The sequence below is a fragment of the Aquabacterium sp. genome, from assembly GCF_029946005.1.
In the GTDB taxonomy this organism is placed as follows: Bacteria; Pseudomonadota; Gammaproteobacteria; order Burkholderiales; family Burkholderiaceae_C; genus Aquabacterium.
This window is the reverse complement of sequence record NZ_JAQSDR010000015.1, coordinates 51,985-76,520: the sequence shown is the minus strand read 5'-3', so window position 1 is coordinate 76,520 and position 24,536 is coordinate 51,985. Positions and strand designations below refer to the sequence as shown.

Below are 24,536 nucleotides of genomic sequence, written 5' to 3'. Positions count from 1 at the left end.
GGCTTAACCGCGTTTGGCGAATGGTGAGCCTGACTTGGCGGCGTTCAACAGGCACGACACGCAGACGCTGTGCGGCATCTCGGGCATCGCCCAAGTCATGGTCCCGCCCCCCACCATCGACTTCTGCCCAGCCTGCACGGTGATCTTGCCGGGGCATTGCGCGCTGAAGTTGCCGTTGTCAATGGTGAGGCTGGCCCCGCCGCTCACGGCCAGCACGAGCCTTTTGCTTGCGGCGATCTGAATCACGCCATTGGCCGTCTTGATCTCCAGCGTGTCCTTGGCCGCGATCTGCGCGGGCCCATGCTGTGCCTGCAAGTCAATCGGCCCTTGCGCCGCGATCATGGTCAACCCCTTGCCTGCCGCCTCGGTGCCGGGCTGAATTGCCCCGGCCAAGATCCCGATGGCCTGGCCTGTGTGCACGCGCATTTGCCCACCCACGGCCCAATGCGTGTCCTGCCCACTGGCGATGCTGGTGGTGTCGTTGCTGCTCAGGTGCAGATCTTGCCCCGCCGTGATGCCCACACCGGCCTTGCCAACGATGGCGATGTTGGGGTCCAGCATGTGGGGCACTTGGCCTTGGCCGGTGCGGGTGTTCTTGCTGGCGGCATCGGCGCTGGCGCCGGGCAAGCTGGTGTGGCTGACCATGCCGCTCATGCTCTTGGTCAAGGCCGCTGCGGGGGCCAGTTGATCGTTCAGGGCGCTTTGCCCGGCGCCGGTGCTGCCTGCTGCGCTGGCCAAGCCCACGGTCTGGTGCGTGGTCGCCGCCTGGTGGAAGGTGCTGGCCAACTGCTGCATCTGTTTGGCCAGCGCGATACCGGCTGCGTTGTCGCCTGCACCTTCAGCCGTCTGGCCCAGCCCCTTGTTCAAGGTGTAGGTGCTGAGCATCACGCCGCGAACGGCACGCAGGCCGCCCCAGGCATCCGTCCTCAGCTCAAAACCCAGCCCTCGGAAGCTGCCCCGGTGATTGTCGGCCTGGTGCAGCAGGTGGCCCATTTGCAGCCAGGTCTGGGCCTGCGTGGTGTGCAGCAACAGTCGGCCTTGCTTGGGTGTGTCGTCAAACACTTTCTGGTTGTAGCCCTGTCCGCCGAATTCCTTGCTCTTGACGCCACTCAATGCGGCAGCGTTGTTCTGGCCTTCGGCGCCTTCGGTCGCCGCCCCTGGTGCCGCGCCGTGCCAGGCTGGGCTGTGGCCACCGCCGCCCGAGCCCACCAGGTTCATCTGCCCGCTTGGATGGTGATCGGTGGAATCGGCAAACGCGCTGGTGTCGCGCTCCGCAGAGGCGCCGCCCCGGGTGCGGGGCACACCGCCATCGCCTCGCCCGCTGTACAGGCTGGAATGGACATAGGGCCGGTCGATGTCGTTGTTCAAAAAGCCCACCAGCACTTCATGCCCGATGCGCGGCAGGAATTGGTGGCCCATGCCGGCGCCCGAGAAGCGCTGCATGACGCGCAGCCAGCAACTGTGGTCGCTGTTGGCCCGCTGTGGGGCATGAGGGTTGGCTTGCCAGTGGAACTTGACTTTGACGCGGCCCAGCTTGTCGGTGTAGAGCTCGTCGGCACCCTCGGCGGTGGTGCGGCCATCCGGGCCCACCACGATGGCCGTTTGCATGCCCAGCGCGGTGGGGCGGGGCCGGGGGCGCTGGCCCGTGCCGTCCAGCAGCACCGCGCGCCAAGGCACGTTGCGGCGCAGGGCCTGGAACTGGCAGGCAAAGCCGGTCTGGGCGGCTTGTTGCTGCAGGGCGCGTGCATCGACCGCCTCATGCTCCTGATCCACCGACATGCTGAGCTGTGGCAGCTCGGCCTGCCCCAGGGACTTCACGATGGCGTCGCTCAAGTCCTTGGGCAGGTTGTTGATGCCGATGGCATCGGTGGCGGTGACGAAGAACTCCTTGTCTTCGGGCGCCAGGCCGAACGCGGCCAGCGGGTCCAGCGTGGATTGGGTGATGGCCATCCACGTGCCCGCGCGCAGGGTGCGCACCGAGCCTCGGCCCAGCCAGGTCTTGTAGCGCGCCTCGTGGGCCTCTTGCAGGCGCGTGGCGGTGAACTGGGCCTCGGCCTGGTTGCCAAAGAGGTGGTCGCCGGTGGGGTCGTAGCTGGTGAGCCAGTGTTGCAGGCTGGTGGCTTGCTCACCACCCCATTGGTGGTGGGTGGGCGCCTCAAAGGTGATGGCGCGGTTGGCCACGTAGTCCCAGCCCTGAACCACCGTGGCGGTGGTGCCCAGTTGGCGGATCGCCGCCAGGGCCTGGATGCTGTCTTGCTGTTCTTGGCTGCCGCTGCGGTGGAAGCGGATGCCCTGGCCGCCCAGGCTGGTGGCGCTGGTGGCGTCTTGCGGTTGATGGGCACTGTTGACGAAGAAGACCACGGTGTGGCCCCCGGGCGCCGACTCGTCTTCTTCAACGCGCCAGCAAATGCCTTCTTCGGCCAACAGGCGCTGCACAAAATCCAGGTCGCTTTCGCGGTACTGCGCGCAATATGAGCGCTGGCCAGCGTTGCGGGCAAACAAGCCTTGTGCCACGTGGCTGGGCACGTCGTCATCCCATTTCCAGGCGGCGATGGAGGCGTGATCGGCGAACACATCTTCGACGATCTCAATCAAGGATTTTTCTTGCCAGACCCGGCTGCTGAGCGTGTAGCCCAGCAAGGCGATCCACGGCTGAACCAACAGGCCTTTGCGCGCGAAGCCGCCATCGGCATCCAGTGAGTCGGCCTCCATGACATAGCCGCTGCGGCGCGCGCGGCTGCCATCGGCCAGCGTGGTGTGCAAGGTGATGGGGCGGGCGGTGAGCTGCTTGAGCGGGACGTGGGCATTCAGCACCAGCGCGTTGATGTACAGCGCAAAGGGTTGGGAGACGGCCTCGTGCAGCACGAAGCTTTCCACCATCAGGTCGGCGGGCAGGGCGCCTGCTTCACCGCCGGGGGCTGACAGGGAGTAGAGCCGGGCCTCGGTGCCCCACTGGCCGATGACGGCGGCCAATGCGCGGCTGATCTCAGACTTGATGGAATCCAGGCCCATGAGGGCTTCCCTGACATTGTTTTAGGTGTGCAAATGCAGGGGGGATTCTGAGGGCCGAAGGGGGCCCGGCAAGGCCCCCTGTTGGGGTGTTGGTGTAACGGGTTGAAACGCGGCCGGTGGTCCAGCTGCGCCCAAAATCTGTCAGGCGAAGGTGCTGAAACGGCCATCACGGCACCAGGCCCACAGGCGCAACTGGCCCGCGTGCGCGGCATCGATGGCCAATGAGGTGGGTGCCGACACCGTGGCCAGCAAAGGCACGCCCGCGCGGATGCACTTGTGCACCAGCTCGTGGCTGGCGCGGCTGGTCATCAGCACCCAGCCTTCGCTCATGGGCGCACCAGATCGCGCCAGGTGACCCAGCAGTTTGTCGAGCGCGTTGTGTCGGCCCACATCTTCAAACACTTGCAGAAGCTGGCCTTGTGGCGTGACCCAGGCGGCGGCGTGCAGGGCGCCAGTTTGGGCGTTGAGGACTTGCCGACCGGGCAGATCAAGCAAGGCGGTTTGCACGGCGGACTGGGCTGGCGCATCGTCAGCGCGCCACGAGCTCAGCCAGTCTGGCACTGACCAATCAGCCGGGCGAGAAGGAGGCTGCGCCCACTGCTGCAGGCTTTCAATGCCGCACACGCCGCAACCCGTGCGGCCAGTCATCTGGCGACGGCGTTCCTGCAGCCGGGCAAAGCTGCGCGTGGCCACCTCCAGTCGCACTTCCCAACCCAACGGGGTGGGCACCACGTCGATGCCGTAGCACTGCGCCGCGTCGTCCAGCAAGCCTTCGCTCAAGGCAAAGCCCAGGCCCAGCTCACTCAGGCTCAAAGGGGTGGCCATCATCACCACGTGCGACACGCCGTTGAACAGCAAGGCCACGGGGGCTTCCACGGCCACGGCTTCTTCGCCAGGCGTGGCCGCGCCATCGGGGCTGGAGCGCAGCACCGGCCGCGCAGACCAGCCAGGCTCACTCATGCGGCCGTGCCTTCAGAGGCCGCGTTCTCGGGCAGGCCGCAGTGGTCGGCGGGCGCATCCAATGGCGCCTGGCTGGCCGTCAAGCGCACGGGGATGTACTTGGAGGTGGGTGTGCCCGCACCTTCGGCCACGCTGTGCAAGGGCACCAGCGGATTGGTCTCCGGGTAGTAGGCGGCCAGGCAACCGCGTGGGATGTCGTAGGCCACCAGCTTGAACTGCGGCGCGCTGCGGTCAATGCCATCGTCGCTGATGGTGTGCAGGTCCACCCAATCGCCCACCTTGAGGCCCAGGGCCTGGATGTCGTCCGCGTGGATGAAGACCACACGGCGCTGTCCCCACACGCCGCGGTAGCGGTCGTCCAGGCCATACAGCGTGGTGTTGTACTGGTCGTGGGAACGCATGGTGGCCAGCGTGAACACCGTGGCCATCGGGGTTTGCAGGCGCGCGCGGTGCACCACGGTGTCTTGCGAAATGGGGTGAACGTGGAACTGGGCCTTGCCCGATGCCGTGGCCCACACACGCTCACTGGCGGTGTTGCGCAGGCGGAACCCACCGGGCGTGCGCACCCGCTGGTTGAAGCCTGCAAAGTCATCCAGCGTGGCTTCGATGCGTTCGCGGATGCGGTCGTAGTCCTCGGCCATCCACCGCCAGCGTTGCTTGGGCCCCAGTGTGGCTTCGGCCAGGCGGGCCACGATGGCAGGCTCGGAGAGCAGGTGCTCGCTGGCCGGTTCATTGGTGCCGCGCGACAGGTGGACCATGCTCATCGAGTCTTCCACCGTCACGCTTTGCGGGCCACCGGCCTGATTATCGGCTTCGGTGCGCCCCAGGCAGGGCAGGATCAGCGCGGCGCGGCCATGCACCACGTGGCTGCGGTTCAACTTGGTGGACACCTGCACGGTCAGATCACAGCGGCGCAGCGCGGCCCAGGTGCGTGGCGTGTCGGGCGTGGCCGCCGCGAAGTTGCCGCCCATGCCAAAGAAGACCTTGACGCGGCCATCGGCCATCGCCGCGATGGACTCGACCGTGTCGAAGCCGTGCTCGCGCGGTGGCGTGAAACCCAGCACCTGCTCCATGCGGTCCAAAAAAGCCGCGCTGGGCTTCTCGTAGATGCCCATGGTGCGGTCGCCTTGCACATTGCTGTGGCCGCGCACCGGGCAAGCGCCCGCGCCTGGCTTGCCGATGTGACCGCCCACCAGCAAGAGGTTGCTGAGCATCTGGATGGTGCCCACCGCGTGCGGGTGCTGGGTGATGCCCATGCCCCAGCACACGATCAGCTTCTTGGCGCGGCGCAGTACCTCGGCGGCCTCTTGCAGTTGCGCGCAACTCAGGCCCGACTCTTGTTCGATCACGGCCCAGCTTTCATCACGCAGATCGGATGACAACTGATCAAAGCCGGTGGTGTGCTCGGCGATGAAGGCATGGTCCAGCACCGGCGGTGCCCCGTGCAGGCGCGCGTCGTCATCCCAGGCCAGCAATTGCTTGATCAGGCCCTTGACCACGGCCAGGTCGCCGCCGATGCGGGGTTGGAAGTAATGCGAGCTGATGCGCGTGGCGCCACCCGTGCTCATCTCGATCGGGCTTTGCGGATCGGCGAAGCGCTCCAGCCCGCGTTCACGCAAGGGGTTGATGCTGACGATGCGGGCGCCGCGTTTCGATGCTGCGCGCAACTCGGCCAGCATGCGCGGGTGGTTGGTGCCCGGGTTCTGGCCAAAGATGAAGATGGTGTCGGCCAGCGTGAAGTCGTCCAGCGTGACCGTGCCTTTGCCCACGCCAATGCTGCCCTTCAGGCCCACGCCGCTGGGCTCGTGGCACATGTTGGAGCAGTCAGGAAAATTGTTGGTGCCGTACTCGCGCACAAACCATTGGTACAAGAAAGCGGCTTCGTTGCTGGTGCGGCCCGAGGTGTAGAACACCGCCTGGTTGGGGTCGGGCAGGGCCTTCAAATGCTGGGCAATCAGCTCGAAAGCGTCGTCCCATTCGATGGCTTGGTAGCGGTCGCTGACCGCGTCGTAGACCATGGGGTGGGTCAGGCGGCCCAGGCCTTCCAGAAAGTAGTCGGACTGCGCCGCCAGTTCGCGCACGGTGTATTGCGACAGCACTTCGGGCGTGCAGCGGCGCGCGGTGGCTTCAGCGGCCACGGCCTTGGCGCCGTTTTCGCAGAACTCGAAGGATGAGCCGTGGTTGCGGTCAGGCCAGGCGCAGCCGGGGCAGTCAAAGCCATCGGGCTGGTTGGCGTGCAACAAGGTGCGCGCGCCCTTGGCGGCGATGCCTTGCTCTTTCAGTTGGTGGGCCACGCTGCGCAAGGCGCCCCAGCCACCGGCTGGGTAAGGGTAGACGTCGATTTTCTGATCGCTCATGACCCGGTACTGCTTTTGAAGAAGGAAAGGGGGTTAGTCGCGGGCCCTCACGCGGCCATTGATGACCGACACCTTGGCGCCTGTCGCGTACTGCGTGTTCAAGGTGTATTCATGAACCGTGCCATCGCCCATGCGCACCGAGGTGCGGTAGACGGTGTGCTTCTTGATGTTCTTCTCGACCTCGTTGCCGGCAAAGCCACCTGCCACGGCGCCGCCCACGGTCAGCACGGTGTTGCCCGTGCCTTTGCCCAGCTGGTTGCCAACGAGGCCGCCCAGCACCGCGCCACCCACCACGCCGACGCCCGAGCCTTGGCCCTTGACTTGTCGGGCGGTGACCGAGGTGACTTTGCCGCAAGTGGCGGGCGTGCAGCTAGCAGCGCTTGAGGTGGCTGCCTGCGCGCGCAGGCCGATGGTCAGGCTGCCGACCAGCAAGGCCGCGCCGACCAGCCACCCAACAGTGCGCATCAAGCGGCGTTGGTCGGGCAAGGCCTTGGCTTTCAGGACGGAAGCGGGTACGTAATGATTGCGTTGCTTGTTCATGCTTGTCTCCTGCAGTTTGCGGTTCAGTGTAGACCGCTTGGCGGATCAGCGTAGCGTCGCCGCGGCCGACGGCTTTTCCGCCAAGGATTGCTTGCGCGCATGGCCCCCGGTTTCGGGTATTCCCGTTATCCGGGTGGATGGCCACAATCTGGGTTTGGAATTCAGAACAAGTGCAGGGAACGAGCAGTGATGTCGAGCAGTATGGGTTGGGGTCGGTGGCGCCATGCTTGCACCTTGGTGGCAATGGGCCTGGTGTTGACAGCCTGCGGTGGCGGGTCTGATTCGCCCAAGTCGGCCAATGACAATCGCCAGCCGTCCGGCGTCGGCGGCAACGCCAGCTCGGCCTACCTCGTCACTGAAAGCTCTCCTGCAGGGGCCACGGGGTTGAACGCCCACCAATTGCACTTGGTGAATCCGGCCACGGGCGAGGTCTTCAAATCGATCCCCGTGGGGCCCGGTGGCGGCTACGAACTTGGTGGAGCTTTCACGCCATCCGCCAATGGACAAGGGGGCACTCGTGAAAACGCCTCGGTGCTATTCTTCATCCGTCGTTACGACAACGGTGAGGGTCACTTGTTCCAGGCGCCGCTGGTCGGTACCCAGGCTGGTGTGGAAACACGGATCTCCAACGTGATCGACGCCTGTGGCATCTGGGAAACCAAAATAGCCCGGCTGGATGCCATCGCCAGTTGGTTGAGGGTCGAGACGGCGGGTGACGACCATGATTGCCGTCAGGGGCTAGACAACCAATTCGTTTTTGTCCGCTCGGATTTTGGCAGTGCTGTGGCACCTGCTGGTTCACCATTCGGACGCGAGAAAGTGCTGGTCTGGGAATACAACGCCCAGGGCGAACTCACCTGGATTTACGGTTATGTGCCCTGGTTGGGCGCCGTGTATGCCGTTGACACCAGCACGGCCAAACTGCGTCCGGTGACCAACGGGTTCACTCTTCAGACGGTTGACATCTTCAGCGCCCACCCCACAGACGCGCACAAGGCCTTGGTCCGTGTGGGCCGGACCATCACCACTTTGAGTTGGCTCAATGGCGAGGCCAGCCTGGGCCCGGCCGTGGCAACCCTGACCGATGCTCCGCTTGGCTTCGTGGGCACGGATGCCCGGCATGTTTACTTCTCTCAAGACTCAAAGGTGTATCGCATCGATCCGCAGGGCGTCGTCAGTTTGCTGACCGACTTGCCCCAGGGTGGCGACGGCCTGGATGTCATTGCACAAACGCCCAGTTCACTGCTCATCGTGCAAGGTGCGCAGAATCTTGATTCGACGCTTTGGGTGGTCAGTAAAAACGGCGATAGCAAGCCTCGTCTCATCGAGACACTCGTTGATGGTTCGAACTATTTTCTGGCAGGCATTGCCGGTGAAGTGGTCGTGTATGGCTCAAGCACCGAGCGTGATTCGAGTCAAGGCTTTGTGACGCTCAAACGCTTTGTGGCCAACAGTGCGGTGCAGCCGCCCACCACCTTGGTCACTGGTGCCCGCTATTTCTACGGGATCAACGAGCGGCAGATCAACCATGGTGAGAGCACCACTTCGCACCTGTTTTGGTGCGAGGTTGGTGGGCAGCCCAACAATTGCCGAGCCGATCGTTTGCGCAGCTACCGCCTGAGCACCGACACCGTCGTCAACCTGGGGCCTCTGTCACCGCCGGCTGATCCTTCAACCTGGGATTTGCTGGGCGATGTCGATTATGTTGATCGCAGCTACAGGGCGATGTTGGAGGAGTTTGGCAGCAGCGCTTCGCCCGGGAGTGCCCGGGCCAGGTGGCTTTTTCAAGCAGACACCCCCCAGTCGCTCAAGGCAATCGTGCTGCCCTGATCATTGGCCAGGGGCGCCTCAGTCCTTGGGCACGGGCCGCGGCCTGCCTTCACTGTCGGTGGCCACGTAAGTCACCTTGGCCTCGGTCACCTTGACCAGGTGCGGATCGGAGGGCCGACGCTCGGCCCAGACTTCAACGTGCACCGTGATCGACGTGTTGCCGATGTGGTCCACGCGGCAATAAAAGGACAGCAGGTCACCCACGGACACGGCCGAACGGAACACGAACTCCTTGACCGCCACCGTGGCGATGCGCCCCTTGGCGATGCGGCCCGGCAGCACGGAGCCCGCCAAGTCCACCTGCGACATGATCCAGCCGCCGAAGATGTCGCCGTTGCCGTTCGAGTCGCGCGGCATGGGGGGCACCCGCATGACGAGTTCCATGTCGGGCGCCAGATCGGGCGGGGTCAGGAGGGTATTGCGGTGCGTGGCAGCAGTCATGGGGAATCCGGTCGACAATCGACGTCCAACGAGTAGGTAGAAACCATTGTTCCAGAATGCGACGCACCCCGACCGCCCAGCCCCCTGAAAATCCGACTTCCGCCACGCAAACGGAAATCCGTCGTTCCGACATCGACACTTTGTCACGCCTGTGGCCGTATTTGTGGGAGTACAAGGTCCGCGTGGTGCTGGCGTTGGCCTTCATGCTGGGCGCCAAGCTGGCCAACGTGGGCGTGCCCTTGCTGCTCAAAAACCTGGTCGACCGCCTGGCGCCCAGCGCTGGCAGCGCGCAGGCCCTGATGGTCGTGCCCTTGGGCTTGCTGCTGGCCTATGGCCTGCTGCGCCTGTCCACCTCGCTGTTCACGGAACTGCGCGAACTGGTGTTCGCCAAGGCCACCGAGGGCGCGGCGCGGCGCATCTCGCTGCAGGTGTTCGCGCACCTGCACGCGCTCAGCCTGCGCTTCCACCTGGAGCGCCAAACGGGGGGCATGACCCGTGACATCGAGCGGGGCACCCGCGCCGTGCATTCGCTGATCTCGTACTCGCTGTACAGCATCATCCCCACGCTGATCGAGGTGGCGCTGGTGCTCACCTTGCTGGCCACCAAGTTCGACGTGGCCTTTGCGTGGATCACCTTGACGGCGCTGGTGGTCTACGTGACCTTCACGGTGACCGTGACGCATCGGCGCACGCGCTTCAGGCGCGAAATGAACGAGCTCGACTCCAAAGCGCACACGCGCGCCATCGACTCGCTGCTGAACTTCGAGACGGTGAAGTACTTCAACAACGAAGCCTTCGAAACAAGCCGCTATGACGAAAGCCTGGACCGCCTGCGCAGCGTGGCCGTGAAGGCCCAGCGCAGCCTGTCGTTCTTGAACGCGGGCCAGCAAACCATCATTGCCACGGGCCTGATCGTGATGCTGTGGCGCGCCACCGAAGGTGTGGTCGCGGGCCGCATGACCGTGGGCGACCTGGTGATGGTCAACGCTTTCATGATCCAGCTCTACATCCCGTTGAACTTCCTGGGCGTGATCTACCGTGAGATCAAGCAGTCGCTCACCGACCTGGACAAGATGTTCAACCTCATGGAGCGCGAGCGCGAAGTGGCCGACGCGCCGGATGCCAAGCCGCTGCTGCTCAAAGGCCCGCCGTCGGTGAGGTTCGACCATGTCAACTTTGCCTACGATGCCGACCGCCCCATCTTGCACGACCTGAGCTTCGAGATCCCGGCGGGCCAGACGGTGGCGGTGGTGGGCCCTTCCGGCTCGGGCAAGTCCACCTTGGCGCGCCTGCTCTACCGCTTCTATGACATCGCGCCTGGCCAGGGCCGCATCTCGGTCAATGGCCACGACGTGCGTGGTTTGACGCAAGACAGCCTGCGCCGCAGCATTGGCATCGTGCCGCAGGACACCGTGCTCTTCAACGACACCGTGGCCTACAACATCGCTTACGGCCGACCCGAGGCCACGCGCGAAGAGGTGGAAGCGGCGGCGCGTTCGGCCCGCATCCACGACTTCATCGTCAGTGTGCCCAAGGGTTACGACACCATCGTGGGGGAGCGCGGTTTGAAATTATCGGGTGGTGAAAAGCAGCGCGTGGCGATTGCGCGCACGCTGTTGAAAGACCCGCCGATCCTGGTGTTTGACGAGGCCACCTCGGCGCTCGATTCGGCCAACGAGCGCGCCATCCAGACCGAACTGGCAGCCGTGGCGCAAGGCAAAACCGTGTTGATCATCGCGCACCGCCTCTCCACGATCGTGCACGCGCATGAGATCCTGGTGATGGAAGCGGGGCGGATCATCGAGCGCGGCACACACGCGCATTTATCAGCGGCCAATGGCCGATACGCGCAAATGTGGCGCTTGCAGCAGAGCGAGCAGCATGCCGACCTAGGGGGTTAAAACCGCCCCCAAAAGGCTTGCTGAATTTGCAGGCCCGAGGCTATACTCTGCCTCCTTTTTAAGCAGCCCTGGCCGCCCCTGCAACGTTGCAAGCGCCGGGGCTGCGTCGTCTTGTCTGGCCCGCCGGCTCGCACCATTTCAATGCACATCGGTCCCATTTCCCTGCCGAATCGCCTGTTCGTGGCCCCCATGGCCGGGGTGACCGACCGGCCGTTCCGCCAACTGTGCAAGCGGTTGGGCGCGGGTTACGCCGTGAGCGAAATGGTGACCAGCCGCAAAGAGCTGTGGAACACGCTGAAGACTTCGCGCCGTTCCAACCACGAAGGCGAGACCGCGCCGATCGCCGTGCAGATCGCGGGCACCGATGCGGCCATGATGGCCGAGGCCGCCGCCTACAACATCGACCGGGGCGCCCAGATCATCGACATCAACATGGGTTGCCCGGCCAAGAAGGTGTGCAACAAGTGGGCGGGCTCGGCCCTGATGCAAGACGAGACGCTCGCATTGCAGATCGTGGAAGCGGTAGTGGCCGCCTGTGCGCCCCACAACGTGCCCGTGACCTTGAAGATGCGCACCGGCTGGTCGGCCTTGAACAAGAACGCCGAACGCATTGCCCGCTTGGCGGAAAGCGCCGGCATCGCCATGCTGACCGTGCACGGGCGCACCCGCGAGCAAGGCTACAAGGGCTTGGCCGAATACGACACCATCGCCGCCGTCAAAGCGGCGGTGAAGGTGCCGGTGGTGGCCAATGGCGACATCGTCAGCCCCGAAAAAGCGCTGGAGGTGCTGCGCTACACCGGCGCCGACGCCATCATGGTCGGCCGCGCCGCGCAAGGTCGCCCCTGGATCTTCGGTGACATTGCACACTTTCTGGCCACCGGTGAGCACCGCGCCCAGCCTTTGACCGAACAGGTCAAGCAATGGCTGCTGGAGCACCTGGACGACCACTACGGCCTGTATGGCGAATTTGCGGGCGTGCGCACTGCGCGCAAGCACATCGGTTGGGCCGTGCGCGCATTGCCCGGTGGCGAAGCATTTCGCAGCCACATGAACACCCTGGACGTCTGTTCGGCCCAAGTGCAGGCCGTGACGGATTTTTTTGACCAGCTGAGCCTGAGCCACGTTCGCTTGCCGAACCTGACCGCCGCGCTCAGCGAAGACCATGACGACGCCACGCTGCCGACCGAGTCGGCGCTGTGCATGGCGAACTGAAGCACCATGAGTAGCAAAAAGAACATCCAAGACTGCATCAAAGACAACCTGGAAGGCTACTTCCATGACCTGCGGGGCGCCGAGCCGTTCGCCGTGTACGACATGGTCGTCAACGCGGTTGAGCGGCCCATGCTCGAAGTGGTGATGCAACGCGCCGAGGGCAACCAGTCGCGCGCCGCCGAATGGCTGGGCATCAACCGCAACACCCTGCGCCGCAAGCTGATCGAGCACAAGCTCATCAAGTGACCCAAGAAGAACCTGTTTCGTTTTTATCTCTGACCTGAAGCATCCCCCATGAGCCAAAACCTCACCGCGCTGTTGTCCGTGTCCGACAAGACCGGCATTGTTGAATTCGCGCAAGCGCTGCACGCCCAAGGCGTGAAACTGTTGTCCACGGGCGGCACCGCCAAGCTGCTGGCCGACAAGGGCCTGCCAGTGACCGAAGTGTCCGAGGTGACGGGCTTCCCCGAGATGCTGGATGGCCGCGTCAAGACCCTGCACCCGCGCGTGCACGGCGGCCTGCTGGCCCGCCGTGACTTGCCCGAGCACATGGCTGCTTTGAAAGAACACGGCATCAACACCATCGACATCCTGGTGGTCAACCTCTACCCTTTCGCGCAAGCCACGGCCAAGGCCGATTGCACGCTGGAAAACGCCATCGAGAACATCGACATCGGCGGCCCCACCATGCTGCGCGCCGCCGCCAAGAACTGGCAGGACGTGGCCGTGATCATCGACCCGGTTGATTACACGCAAGTGCTGTCCGAACTGAAGGGCGATGGCCTGACCCGCACGACCAAGTTCATGCTGGCCAAGAAGGTGTTCGCGCACACCGCCGCCTACGACGGCATGATCACCAACTACCTGACCGCACTGGAAGCGGGCAGCGAGTTGAAGACCGAAGCCGTGCCCGTGCGTGCTGAATACCCTGAAGTGTTCAACCTGCAGTTGAACAAGGTGCAAGGCATGCGCTACGGCGAGAACCCGCACCAGTCCGCTGCTTTCTACCGCGAAGCCCAGCCCGTGGAAGGCACGCTGTCGCAATGGACCCAGATCCAGGGCAAGGAACTGAGCTTCAACAACATCGCCGATGCCGATGCCGCCTGGGAATGCGTCAAGGCCTTTGAAGAGTGCGCTTGCGTCATCGTCAAGCACGCCAACCCTTGCGGCGTGGCCGTGGGCGCGACGCCTTTGGAAGCCTATCAAAAGGCGTTGAAGACCGACCCCACCAGCGCCTTCGGCGGCATCATGGCCTTCAACCGCCCCATCGATGCCGACGTGGTTGAGGCCATCAACGCCAACAAGCAGTTCGTGGAAGTGGCCATTGCACCCGCGATCACGCCCGCAGCCCGCGCCGCCTATGCCGCCAAGCAGAACGTGCGCCTGCTGGAAGTGCCCATCAGCAAGCTGAGCAACGCGCTCGACTTCAAGCGCGTGGGCGGCGGCATGCTGCTGCAATCGGCCGACAACATCGACCTGGTCGGTGACGTGAAGGTGGTCAGCGAAGTCAAGCCCACCGAGCAACAGATGAAAGACATGTTGTTCGCGTGGACCGTGGCCCGCTTCGTCAAGAGCAACGCCATCGTGTTCTGCAAGGATGGCATGACCATGGGCGTGGGCGCTGGCCAGATGAGCCGCCTCGATTCGGCCCGCATCGCCTCGATCAAGGCTGGTCACGCTGGTTTGACGCTGGCCGGTTCGGCCGTGGCGTCGGATGCCTTCTTCCCCTTCCGAGACGGCCTGGACGTGGTGGTCGACGCGGGCGCGACTTGCGTGATCCACCCCGGTGGCAGCATGCGTGACGATGAAGTGATCGCCGCCGCCAACGAGCGCGACATCGCCATGGTGTTCACGGGCACGCGCCACTTCCGCCATTGATGAACTCACTGATCTTCGGACTGAGTTGAAGAAACCGGCCTTTGCGCCGGTTTTTCTTTTTGGCTGGCGCGCTATATACTTCGCATGCGAAATAAATTCATGCAAAGTACCCGCCATGGCCCAACGTCCCCGCCTCATCTTCTTGCTCAACAGTGCGCAGCGCCGCTTGCAGCAATGGATCGGCGTGCAACAGGCCGAGGCCGCACGCGATGGCATCACGGCGCCCACGCCCGCGCAAGGCGGTGTGCTGTTCTGCCTAGCCCGTGAAGACGGCGCCACCATGGGCCAACTGGCCGAGACCCTGGACCTGGCGCCCTCGGCCGTCTCGGGCCTGGTCCAGCGCATGGAGGCTTTGGATTGGGTGGCCCGCCACGCTTGCCCGCAAGACGGCCGCACCCAGCGCGTGTGGTTGCGTCCTGCCGGACGCGCCCAGCAACTGCCTTTGCGCAAGGCCATGGCCCGCATCAATGCGCGGCTCACCAAGGGCTTCACCGAGGCCGAGTTGCAAACCGTGGCGCGCTGGTTGACGCATGTGCAGCACCTTGACTCGCCGCCTTCATCCGGATCCCACCATGACTGAACAAGCCCATCCCAGCAAGAGCGACGGCGCTGCCGAGCGCATTGAGATCACCTGCGCCGATGGTGCGCGCCTGCAGGGCCACTTCCTGCCCGCCAGTGGCGGCAAGCCTGGCCTGCCGGTGCTCTTGTGCCCAGCCACCGGCGTGCGCCAGCACTTCTACCTCCGCTTCGCCACCTGGCTGGCCCAGCAAGGCCACGATGTGCTGGTGTTTGACTACCGCGGCATTGGCCTGTCTTTGCACGGCCCTTTGCGCGCCAGCCAGGCCAGGTTGCAGGACTGGGGCCAATTGGACCAGGTGGCCGCGCTGGATTGGCTGCTGCACCGCACGGCTTGCGAGCAGGTGCTGATGTTGGGGCACAGCGCGGGCGGCCAGATGATTGGCTTGCTGCCCAACCACGGCAAGGTGGCGCGGCTGGTGGGCGTGTCGGCCTCCACCGGCTGGTTCAGCGGCATGCGCCTGGGCTTCCGGCTCAAGGCCCGTTTCGGCCTGCGGCTGGCCATGCCTTTGAGCATCTTGTTGAAGGGTTATGGCGTGTCATCGGTGCTGGGCCTGGGTGAGAACCTGCCTGCCGGTGTGGCCCGCCAATGGGGGCAATGGTGTGCGGCCGGGGGCTATGCCACCAACGCCATCCGCCAACAGCCCGAGCGCGATTTTCATGCCCACGTGCGCACGCCCATGACGGTGCTCCACGCGGCTGACGATGACATCGCCACACCCGCCACCGTGGCCGATCTGCTGCGCACTTTCCCGGCGGCGCACAAGCAGGCGTTGCGCATCAAGCCTGCACAGCATGGCTTGAAAAGCATTGGGCACATCGATTGGTTTCGGGCTTCGCACCAGGTGCTGTGGCCGGTGATCGCGGGGGCTCTGCGGGGGTGAGGTGAGTCAGTACAGCGCCGCGAATCTCTCGATCAGTGGCGTCGGACCGGCCAGGATCAGGTGGTCGCCTGGCTTGATCTCGGTGTCCGGCTTGGCGTAGATGAAGTCCTGGCTGCGGCGCTTGATGCCCACCACGGTGATGCCGTATTTCTTGCGCACGTTCGACACGGCCAGCGTCTTGTTGTGCGTCTCCATGGGGGCGCGGGTTTTGGCGATGGCAAAGCCGTCGTCGAACTCGATGAAGTCCATCATCTTGCCTGTCACCAGATGCGCCACACGTTCGCCCATGTCTGCCTCGGGGTAGATCACGTGGTGCGCGCCCACACGCTCGGCAATGCGCCCGTGCTGGGGGCTGTTGGCCTTGGCCCAGATGTCTTTCACACCCATCTGCGCCAGGTTCAGCACCGTCAGCACGCTCGCCTCCAGGTTGGTGCCGATGCTGACCACCGCGTGCGAGAAATCCGTGACCGACAGCTGTTGCAGCGCCTGCAGCTCGGTCGAATCCGCCTTGACGACATGCGGCAACTCGTGCGCCAAGTCCTGCACCACCGCCTCGTTGGTGTCCATGGCCAACACCTCGTGCCCTGCGGCCACCAGCGAGCGTGCCACGCTGGCGCCAAAGCGCCCCAGTCCAATGACGACCACGCTGTCGCCAGGCGTTGATTTTGATTTAGCCAACAATCGGTTTCTCCTCGGGATAGCGGTACGCCTTGGGTACCTGGTTAAGCGCCAGTGCCAGCGCCAGTGTGACCACGCCCACCCGTCCGGCGTACATCAGCACAATGATCACGGCCTGCGCGCTGGGCGGCAGGTCGGCCGTGATGCCGGTGGACAGGCCCACGGTGGCGAAAGCCGACACCACTTCAAACATTAACTTTTCCAGCGGCAGGTGGTCCGCCAGCGGAATGATGAGCAGCAACCCCAGAGACACCGCAGCGCCGCTGAGCACCAGGATGGAGAGCGCCTGGCGCTGCACCTGAGTGGAAATGCGTCGCCCACGCAACTCCACGTCTGCCCGGCCACGGATTTCGCTCCACACCACCAGCAGCAGCAGAAACACGGTGGTCACTTTCACGCCACCGGCGGTGCCTGCACTGCCTCCGCCAATGAACATCAACACACAGTGCAGCACCAACGATTCAAGTTTCAACGCGCTGATATCCACCGCGTTGAAGCCCGCAGTACGCGCCGACACCGAGGTGAACAATGCCGCCAGCCACTGGTCTGAAAACCCCAGCACGCCGAGCGTTTTGGGGTTGTTGTGCTCCACCAGCCACAGGCCCAACGTGCCTAGCAGAACCAGCATCGCCGATCCCCATACCGTCAGCGTGGTGTGCACCGACCAGCGCGCATGGCGCTTGCGCCGGTTGGCCCAGAGCTCGGTGATCACCGGAAATCCCAGTCCGCCCACCACGATCGCCAGCATCAGCGGCGCCAGCACCCAGCCATCGCTCACGTGGCGCATCACGCTGTCGGGCCAAGTAGAAAACCCCGCATTGTTGTAGGCCGACACCGCGTGGAAAGCACCGTGCCACAGCGCCTGCGACCAGCTCAGGTCCATCTGAGTGGCAAAGCGCACTGCCAGCCACAGCGCCACGGCCGCCTCGCACACCACCGTGACCACCAGCACCATGCGCGCCACTGAGCGCACATCGCCCAGCGAGAGCGCATGCGTCTCCGACTGCAGCAGCAGCCGTGTGCGCAGCTTCATGTGGCCACCAATGAGCAGCCCCATCAGCGTGGCCGAAGTCATCATTCCGAAACCGCCGAGCTGGAACAGCGCCATCACCAGCCCCTGTCCCAGGGGGCTCCAGTAGGTTCCCGTGTCCACCACCACCAGCCCGGTCACACACACCGCCGAGGTGGCGGTGAACAGCGCTGTCAGCCATGGCGCGCCCTCGCCGCTGGCGCTCGCCCAGGGCAGCATCAGCAGCGCCGTTCCCAGTGCGATGGTGGCCAGAAACGCCAGTGCCAGCACAGCGGCTGGGTGGGTGGGAAGGTGTTTATTCATGCGAGGGAGCGCAGGCCGCGGTGCGACAGTCTAGCCAACTCCACGCATCCACTCAGCAATGGCTGGATGACGTCTTGCAAGACTGCATCGCTTGCGGCACACACTGGATGCGTTGCAGCAAGGTTCTTGATACGAGCCACGCAAGTCTTTCGTCCGTCTTGACATCGCCGCTCCTGTAGATAAGGCCCAATAAAGTTTTAACTTTCTCCGATTTGGTTGATCAAATGGTCATGGAAAAAGAAAGCGCAAGAAGCCAAACACTGGAGCAACTTCACGAACGCCGCAAGCAAGTCGTGAGGTTGTACAAACAAGGCACCAAGGTCATGGAGATCGTCAAGATGACGGGGCTGAGCTACCCGACAGTGCGAAGTGCCATCGATCTGTTTGAAGCCGGTGGCTGGGGTGCAATCAGGCCAGCGCTAAGTGGTCGCACCAGGGGTGATGGTCGCGTGCTCAGTGCTGCGCAAGAAGACACGATCCAACGGATGATCATCGACAAGCGCCCCGAGCAACTCAAGTTGGATTTCAGCTTGTGGAGCCGGGCCGCAGTGGGCCAGCTTATCGAACAGGAATTTGGCATCAAGCTCGCCTACGAGCAAAGCCCAGCGGCGGTGCAGGCTTGGCTGGAGGGCGAGTACCCGGCATCGAGCAACGCGCCAGGGCAGAGGGGGTGTCTGCGTCCACGGGTTGGTTCCGCGGCTGGCGGCTATGTCACCAACGCCATCAGGCGACACCCCGAGCGCGACTGCTCGTCGCACCAAGTGCTGTGGCCGGTGATCGCGGGGCCTTGCGCGGGGTTGGGTAAAAGGCGGTTAAAAAATGCTGTATTTGGCATAAAAATTGGCGTTAACGGGGATTTATATAGGGAAAGATAAGTTTTTATATGACAAATACACCATTTTTTGAGCCAAAAGTTCTTGGCGGTTAATGCTGTATTTGTTATTATTTGGGCTTCAAAGAAGCTCATTTGATGACGAACACAGCACATGGATAGCCTTCAATCGCTAGGGCAAGCAGTCGCTGAGTTGAGGCGGGATCGCGGCCTCACTCAGAAGCAGCTTGGCGAGCTCAGTGGCCTGGCTCAGTCCAGCATTGCCCGTTTTGAGACCGGCAGCGTCGCCGAGTTTGGCGCTCGCAAATTGCTTCGCCTCCTGGAGATCCTGGGGCATGAGCTGGCGTTCAAACCCAAGAGCGCCAGCTTCACCCTTGACGATGCTTTGGCCGAGCGGCAGCGGCTCGAAGCTGCGGGGGATCTGTGAAGCTGCACGTCTACGTTCATGACAAGCCAGTCGCCACTTTGGAGTCGCTCGATGGCTTTCGGCATGTGATGACCTATCACCCGGACGTCCCTGCCGAGCAGTTTGTCTCCCTGCTGATGCCTGTGCGCACGGAGTCCTACGTCTACCCAGAACTCCATCCGCTGTTTCGGATGAACCTGCCCGAAGGCTTCCTGCTGTCGATCCTTCAAGAGCAGCTCGGACCGCATGTCGGGGCATCTCCTTTGAACCTGCTGTCAGTCGTTGGCCGCAACGCCATTGGGCGCGTCAAGGTCGCGACACCAGGCGCTGACCCCACGCAGCCTCCCGTGGCGTTTGAATTGAACGGCATCTTGCGGGGGGACAACTCCGAAGAGGCCTTCGTTGATCTGGTTCGCCAACATGCCACGTCGGGCGTATCCGGTGTGGTCCCCAAGTTCCTTTCGCCCAGCACACTGGGAGAGCATGGCAAAGGCACGTTCGCCACGGACCGCTACATCATCAAAGGCACCACGGCGCGTTTGCCCGGCGTGGCCCTCAATGAGCACCTGTGCATGGAGGTGTCACGCCAAGCTGGTTTTCCGACCGCGGTGACGGAGGTCTCTGATGACGGCCAGGCCTTGGTGGTTCACCGGTTTGACTTCGAGGCTGACGGCACAACACGCAAGGGCATGGAAGATCTGTGCAGCTTGCTCACCTTGCGCCCCGAACAGAAGTACGAATCAACGTGGGAGCGCGTGGTTGCCCGCATTAAGGACGTGGTCACCGTTCCTGCGCAGCAGAACGCGGCGCTGTCAAATCTCGCTGATTTGCTGCTGCTGACCTATGCGCTTCGCAACGCGGATTGCCACACGAAGAACATCGCTTTGCTCTACAGCACTCGTGAGCAAATCGAACTGGCGCCTGTCTACGACATGCTGACCATCACCGTCTACGACGACTATGCAAAGAACCCTCCGGGCATGGCCGTGGAGGGGCGGGCCACCTGGACGCCAGGTAAAGCGCTGGAGCGCTTCCTGCAGACGCGATGTAACCTGGCGCCAGCTCAAACGCTTGAGCGCATTGAACGAATCTGCGAGGCCATCGTGCAGGTCACGCCACAGGTGGTTGAGGCCACACGGCATCACCCGTCGTTCGTTGAGACGGGCAAGCGGATGCTGCATGCCTGGAACGACGGGATGAACAGCCTGCGTCTTCAAAAGACGTGGAGTTTGCCCAGCTTGGACGAGTCAATCGCGGCGGCCAAGTTTTCTGACCCGCTTCCCATCAAGCGCCGAAAAGTAGAAAAGATCGGGCGCTCGCCGCTGTTAGGGCTGCGCTAAAGGGGCTTACAAGGGGCAGTAAGCTAGTCCAGCAAAATCGTGTCGGGGCCGATATATTCAAATTCGAGCTTGTCGGCTGCGCCGGTCGCTATTGGGAGTGTCAGCCCAGAGGCTTTCAAATTCGGACGGAAGCCCAACGTACCGACCTCTTGATAGTCCGCAGTGAAGACGCGAACTTCACCAGTTGGTCCGCGCGGCTCGAAGCGAAGTGGCATGCCGGAAGGCATCGGCATGCCGTGCCACTTCACGGCACCCCAATACTCTGTGGCTTCCCAAGGCTTGGTCGCCTGGATTGAAGTGGGTGCGGCGAACTCGACCCAGATCTCGTGTGAGCTTGAGGTAGGCCAAGACGGGTCGGTCGAGCGAGCTTGAATGTCATCGGAGGCAAGCCAACTCAGGAGACCTAACATTGAGTCGAAGCTCGCGCCTGTAGATTCGACAGCCTTGATTGCGCCAAGGCGAGAGCCGAACCCGGCCTGGATGAGCATCGCCGCAGCAATGGACATCGTGCCTGTTTCCAAGGCGGGGACCGCGTAGGAACGAGTGAAGTCTGACAACTTCAGGTCTTCGGAGAACATGTCTTCGTGCACCTCGGCGCGCACCCTGACGGCCTCCATCGCCCAAGGTAGGTTGTAGACAAATGCGTGCTCGATGAGCGAGACGGCGGCATCCGTATCGTTTTCACCGATGTCCGTAAGAGGCGCGCCCATCAGCCATAGGCGCAGTACGTCCCTCCAGCGGCCCATCAGCTTGCCGGGCGTGAACGGCGGGATGTTGAAAGCGATCGCGGCGAACGCTGTGATGTGCGTAACGGCCTGCTCCCGTTGGCCAGTCATAACAGCGGCGTTTGCCGCCATCAGCAAACGATTGAGCTCCTCGGCCTGGGCATCGAGTGCATGACCCGTTGTGAGACCAACGCCAGCCAGGAAATAGCCACGACGCTGCTGTGCGGTTGAATTTGACCAGATGTACTTCGCTCGAGCCGCCAGGCCCGCAGTCAAAGCCATTTGGGTCGACTCTTCATGGCGGGCAAGGCGCCGCTTGAAAAGCGATGAAGCGAGCACCTCATCGAGCTTCGCCTCGATCTCATCGTCGGCAACCGTTGCTTCTCCCAGCAAGCTAAAAATAGCCGTGTCGAGATTGGTGAGATGACCTTCCCATGTTGCCTGCTCCTCAATTCGGATCCTCTCGCTCTCGCCGTCCAACTGCGGAAAGTCCCAAGGGGCCTCGCCTGTCACGAATTCAAGCAGCTTGTCCATATCTGATGTTCCGAGCTTTCGACGCATGCGGATTAACAGAGCCGCGACCAAGCGAAGCAAACCGCTTTCCATCTCTCTACCTGCGTGGCTATCGGCGAGTTGCTTCCAGTCGCCGCGACGGTTACGGTGGTCATCAAACATGGGGTAGAGCACCAGCCCTTCGACGTCGATGTACGCACGTCCCGCTCGACCGACGACGTTGCGGAACTCAGAGATGTCCAGAATCTTGCCTCGGCGCTTCGTTCCATGGAAGATGAGACTTGTGGCTGCAAGATTGAGTCCCTGCGCCAACGTCGGAGAAGAAACGGTGAGTTTGAGCACGCCGTCACGTAGCAAGCGCTCAATTTCTTTGCGGTAGGGGGTGGGTAGCTCGCCGTGATGGACGGCAACGCCAAGCTTGAGGCAAGCCAAGATTTCGTGATCTGGCCCGAACCACTCAGCCCCAACTGCCAACGCTGTAGCCAGGATCGACTCGGGCTGATCGAGAACCGAGTCGATGTGTCCGCGGTCATGCATATCGATGATGCACCGAGCAAATGGGAGCACGGATACGCGCAGTGGGCAAAAGACGAGCACAGTCTGATCGTCTTGCATTAGCCGCCAGGCGGTTGCAATGCAGAGCTCCGTTTGGTCGGACGGAAAGAGCTTTTTCTTCCCCTTCTTGGTCGGCTTCTTCGCAACGATGAACTTCGGCACGAAAGGGGTTTCGTCCCCGACTACGATATTTAACTGCGCGTCGCTTCCCCTCCAGTCGACCTCTCCGTAACGGAGCCTGGTCGGTCGCCAGTTGTTTTTGATGAGTCCGTCCGGCTTATCGCACGTCAACCATCCTGCGAAGTCGTGCAACTGGTCGCCCTCGGGCAAGATTGCGGACAGGCAGACGATGCGCCGCTCAGTGGCGTCTGAGCGGCGCAACAGGCGCTGGATCTGCGCTTCATAGCGAATTTCTCTCTCGTTTAGGCCGATCATGTGCCCCTCGTCGAGTACCACCAAGCCGACATCTTGCAGGAGTGTGGGATCGCTGCGCAGCGCGAAGTCGAGCTTTTCCGGTGTTGCGACGACGATGTCTCTGGTGCGCAGCGCATCGACGTCTGCGCCGCTCGCTCCGATGCTGCCGTACAGGCTGGAGACGGTCTTGCCGAGCGGTGCGAACGTTCGGCGCAAGCCTAGTTCCGTTTGAGCCGAGAGCGCACGCAGCGGGGTGACAAAGATAACGCGCTTACCCTTGGCGAGGCACGCCAGGATACAGAGCTCAGCGATACGCGTCTTGCCAGCGCTGGTGGGAAGGGATAAAACGAGATTCGAGTCGAACTCGAGTACGCGCTTGGCCGCATCGAGCTGGGAAGGCCAGAGCTCTATCTCAGCTCTACCGCGCTGATAGAGCGAGCTAATGAAGAGCTTGCGAAGAAGCGCCCAGTTGTCTGCCCCTGCATCCAGAGGCCCTGTTCGTGGCAAAACCGCATGGAAACTGGTATCCCAAAGGCCTCCAATGAGCCGAATGGCAAGTCGATGCAGCCACCACTGCGTCACAAAGCTGAGATCGCCTGCAACGTCTAGCCCGGCGCGAAGTCGCTCACGCGCGGCCAGGGACAAAGACTCGTCGCCTCGCTCGTGAGCCATCAACGTCTGGGACATAGCAGCCAGGAAATTCTCCTCAAGCGCGAGGTTCATTCCTTCCAGGACGTTATTTTCAACAAAATCGTCTTCGTCTGGCTCCAGCGACTCGGTGGAAAAAACGGTCTGCAGCGTATCGTCCGAGCCGGTGCCGGAAGAAAACCACGCGGAGACATCGCTTGCAAGACCATCGAGGTCACGCAGCATGAGTTTTGCAAACGCTCGTTCCGATGTCGACAGATTCGATTTCGTCAAACTACCGTGCAGCAGCGAATAGGCGCGTGCTGAGTAGCGTCCAAGGTGGTATGCCGCTGCAGCGACTAGACGATGAAAGTCGCGTTCGCGGTCATCCTCGCCCTTGAACGCAACGGCCTCAAGGGCTTCCGCTGCGACCTCGAAGGCTATTCGAGCTAGCTGGGGGTCTCCATTGATGTCAAGGTAGCGAACGCCGTGCAAAAGTAACGAGTATCCGTAGGACAGCAGATTGTCGGAAAGGTCGGGGCTGAACTCGGGTGCACTGTCCGGAAGCACTCCATCCCGCCAGATCATCGCTCGGGACTGGCCGCGTGCAAGCAGGCGCTGACGAAAACCGGGTTCGACGGCCGCCCGGATGTCATGTTCAAGCTCTTCTCGAGTGGTGGCCATCAGACTTTCACCGCATCAAAGACTGACTTGATGAAGTCCTGATGTGCCTTCACGCTAAGCGCGACGTACATCTGGGGTACAGCACCCTTGTAATTGGTGAGGTTGGTCGTCAGTAGTTTGCTTGGGTCGTTTCCGGAAAACGTGAACAGCATGTGGCTAACCTGGGACTGCTTGAGGGCGCTTTTGAGCTGAACGTCGTCGATGGCATCTCGAAGCGCCTTATCACCCTGCTCAAAGAGCCTGTCGGCAACGAACGAGAGCGCGTGCGCAGATGGCAGTCCTTTGTTCGAGGATAGGGCCTTCCGTGCGTCGCCGATTACTCCCGAGCCCATTGCCACACGGCTTTTCACCTCGGTCTTGAGCACCTTGAGTCCCTTGCCCCTAGCGTTTAAACTGAAGGCGAGGACGTCTTCGCCTCGCATCGCCATCTCCCGATGGTCTTTCCACCTGAGTTTGGTAATGCCGAGCGTGAAGCTTGTCGCCTCACCGATGTAGGCGGTGCAGAGTACCTCGCCGAGGTCACCAGACCGGATGGCTTTGGTCGTAGGAAGCTTCTCCTTCACAAACTTCGCCAACTTCGTTCGACCGAGGCGTCCCAGAAGTTGCGCAGCACGATCACTTGACACGTAGTAGCTGGGTACAGCTTTCGCGACCACCTTGACCGCGTGCGGCTGTTTTGTGGGATCGGCAGCAAGCAATCGCAGGGTGTGGTCTGCTATGGGAGTTTCAGTATCGTTGCACCATTCGTGAAATCGTGTCATAGGTTCCTGTTTAAGGCGAGAAAGGAGCTTGGCTTACATTAGCAACCAGCTTCAACGCAAGCGAAAATCTAAATCGC

The 24,536-nt window shown here is 62.6% G+C and carries 18 protein-coding genes and 1 pseudogene; 10 read left to right on the top strand and 9 right to left on the bottom strand.

Annotated elements, in window-relative coordinates; genetic code table 11:
• Positions 1-3: 3 nt before the first annotated feature.
• The 4 genes from PSV38_RS11685 to PSV38_RS11670 all read right to left on the bottom strand — a co-directional run bounded on the left by PSV38_RS11685 (position 4) and on the right by PSV38_RS11670 (position 6,869).
• Positions 4-3,012 carry a type VI secretion system Vgr family protein gene (locus PSV38_RS11685; protein WP_300547615.1) on the bottom strand — a complete coding sequence of 1,003 codons (3,009 nt, stop codon included), beginning with the start codon at positions 3,010-3,012 and terminating at the stop codon, positions 4-6.
• A gap of 141 nt (positions 3,013-3,153) precedes the next feature.
• On the bottom strand, positions 3,154-3,972 hold the full coding sequence (gene fdhD, locus PSV38_RS11680; RefSeq protein ID WP_300547613.1) for a formate dehydrogenase accessory sulfurtransferase FdhD: 819 nt from the start codon (positions 3,970-3,972) through the stop codon (positions 3,154-3,156).
• Entirely contained in the window at positions 3,969-6,329 is a 2,361-nt protein-coding gene (locus tag PSV38_RS11675) for an FdhF/YdeP family oxidoreductase (RefSeq protein ID WP_300547611.1), read from the bottom strand. The genes fdhD and PSV38_RS11675 overlap by 4 nt, the downstream gene beginning before the upstream one ends.
• Positions 6,330-6,362: 33 nt before the next feature.
• Positions 6,363-6,869 (bottom strand): glycine zipper 2TM domain-containing protein, encoded by a 507-nt coding sequence (locus PSV38_RS11670; RefSeq protein WP_300547609.1) that lies wholly within the window; start codon positions 6,867-6,869, stop codon positions 6,363-6,365.
• 189 nt (positions 6,870-7,058) lie between these two features.
• Here PSV38_RS11670 and PSV38_RS11665 point away from each other — a divergent pair, with 189 nt between their 5' ends.
• Complete coding sequence (locus tag PSV38_RS11665) at positions 7,059-8,699, top strand: hypothetical protein (RefSeq protein WP_300547607.1); 1,641 nt, start codon at positions 7,059-7,061, stop codon at positions 8,697-8,699.
• 18 nt (positions 8,700-8,717) lie between these two features.
• Here the strand turns inward: PSV38_RS11665 and PSV38_RS11660 are convergent, their stop codons facing one another.
• Positions 8,718-9,140 (bottom strand): acyl-CoA thioesterase, encoded by a 423-nt coding sequence (locus tag PSV38_RS11660; protein ID WP_300547605.1) that lies wholly within the window; start codon positions 9,138-9,140, stop codon positions 8,718-8,720.
• A 56-nt stretch (positions 9,141-9,196) separates the two neighbouring features.
• On the opposite strand from PSV38_RS11660, the gene PSV38_RS11655 reads away from it, so the two are divergent.
• The 6 genes from PSV38_RS11655 (at position 9,197) to PSV38_RS11630 (ending at position 15,591) form a co-directional block, all read left to right on the top strand.
• Entirely contained in the window at positions 9,197-11,041 is a 1,845-nt protein-coding gene (locus PSV38_RS11655; RefSeq protein WP_300547603.1) for an ABC transporter ATP-binding protein/permease, read from the top strand.
• A gap of 141 nt (positions 11,042-11,182) precedes the next feature.
• Entirely contained in the window at positions 11,183-12,253 is a 1,071-nt protein-coding gene (dusB, locus tag PSV38_RS11650; protein ID WP_300547601.1) for a tRNA dihydrouridine synthase DusB, read from the top strand.
• A 6-nt stretch (positions 12,254-12,259) separates the two neighbouring features.
• A complete protein-coding gene (locus PSV38_RS11645) occupies positions 12,260-12,499 on the top strand; it encodes a Fis family transcriptional regulator (RefSeq protein WP_300547599.1) in 240 nt (79 codons plus the stop codon).
• Between the two features lie 48 nt (positions 12,500-12,547).
• Positions 12,548-14,131: a bifunctional phosphoribosylaminoimidazolecarboxamide formyltransferase/IMP cyclohydrolase gene (gene purH / locus PSV38_RS11640; protein WP_300547597.1), complete on the top strand. Its 1,584-nt coding sequence runs from the start codon at positions 12,548-12,550 to the stop codon at positions 14,129-14,131.
• A 115-nt stretch (positions 14,132-14,246) separates the two neighbouring features.
• Positions 14,247-14,711, top strand: a complete 465-nt coding sequence (locus PSV38_RS11635; protein WP_300547595.1) for a MarR family winged helix-turn-helix transcriptional regulator — start codon at positions 14,247-14,249, stop codon at positions 14,709-14,711.
• Positions 14,704-15,591, top strand: coding sequence for an alpha/beta fold hydrolase (locus PSV38_RS11630; RefSeq protein WP_300547593.1), 888 nt, complete (start codon positions 14,704-14,706; stop codon positions 15,589-15,591). Before PSV38_RS11635 ends, PSV38_RS11630 begins: the two co-directional genes overlap by 8 nt.
• A gap of 6 nt (positions 15,592-15,597) precedes the next feature.
• Here PSV38_RS11630 and PSV38_RS11625 read toward each other — a convergent pair whose 3' ends face one another.
• Entirely contained in the window at positions 15,598-16,272 is a 675-nt protein-coding gene (locus PSV38_RS11625) for a TrkA family potassium uptake protein (protein ID WP_300547591.1), read from the bottom strand.
• Positions 16,262-17,602: a potassium transporter TrkG gene (locus PSV38_RS11620; RefSeq protein ID WP_300547589.1), complete on the bottom strand. Its 1,341-nt coding sequence runs from the start codon at positions 17,600-17,602 to the stop codon at positions 16,262-16,264. Before PSV38_RS11620 ends, PSV38_RS11625 begins: the two co-directional genes overlap by 11 nt.
• Positions 17,603-17,832: 230 nt before the next feature.
• Here PSV38_RS11620 and PSV38_RS11615 point away from each other — a divergent pair.
• From PSV38_RS11615 to PSV38_RS11605, 3 genes and pseudogenes are all read left to right on the top strand, one after another.
• Positions 17,833-18,272: pseudogene (locus PSV38_RS11615) on the top strand (helix-turn-helix domain-containing protein); the annotation flags it as partial.
• Positions 18,273-18,588: 316 nt separating this feature from the next.
• Positions 18,589-18,861 carry a helix-turn-helix transcriptional regulator gene (locus PSV38_RS11610; RefSeq protein WP_300547587.1) on the top strand — a complete coding sequence of 91 codons (273 nt, stop codon included), beginning with the start codon at positions 18,589-18,591 and terminating at the stop codon, positions 18,859-18,861.
• Positions 18,858-20,180: a type II toxin-antitoxin system HipA family toxin gene (locus PSV38_RS11605; protein ID WP_300547585.1), complete on the top strand. Its 1,323-nt coding sequence runs from the start codon at positions 18,858-18,860 to the stop codon at positions 20,178-20,180. The genes PSV38_RS11610 and PSV38_RS11605 overlap by 4 nt, the downstream gene beginning before the upstream one ends.
• 23 nt (positions 20,181-20,203) lie before the next feature.
• Here PSV38_RS11605 and PSV38_RS11600 read toward each other — a convergent pair whose 3' ends face one another.
• Positions 20,204-23,698 carry a DEAD/DEAH box helicase gene (locus PSV38_RS11600; RefSeq protein WP_300547583.1) on the bottom strand — a complete coding sequence of 1,165 codons (3,495 nt, stop codon included), beginning with the start codon at positions 23,696-23,698 and terminating at the stop codon, positions 20,204-20,206.
• Positions 23,698-24,459: a Hachiman antiphage defense system protein HamA gene (locus tag PSV38_RS11595; protein ID WP_300547581.1), complete on the bottom strand. Its 762-nt coding sequence runs from the start codon at positions 24,457-24,459 to the stop codon at positions 23,698-23,700. The genes PSV38_RS11600 and PSV38_RS11595 overlap by 1 nt, the downstream gene beginning before the upstream one ends.
• Positions 24,460-24,536: the final 77 nt, after the last annotated feature.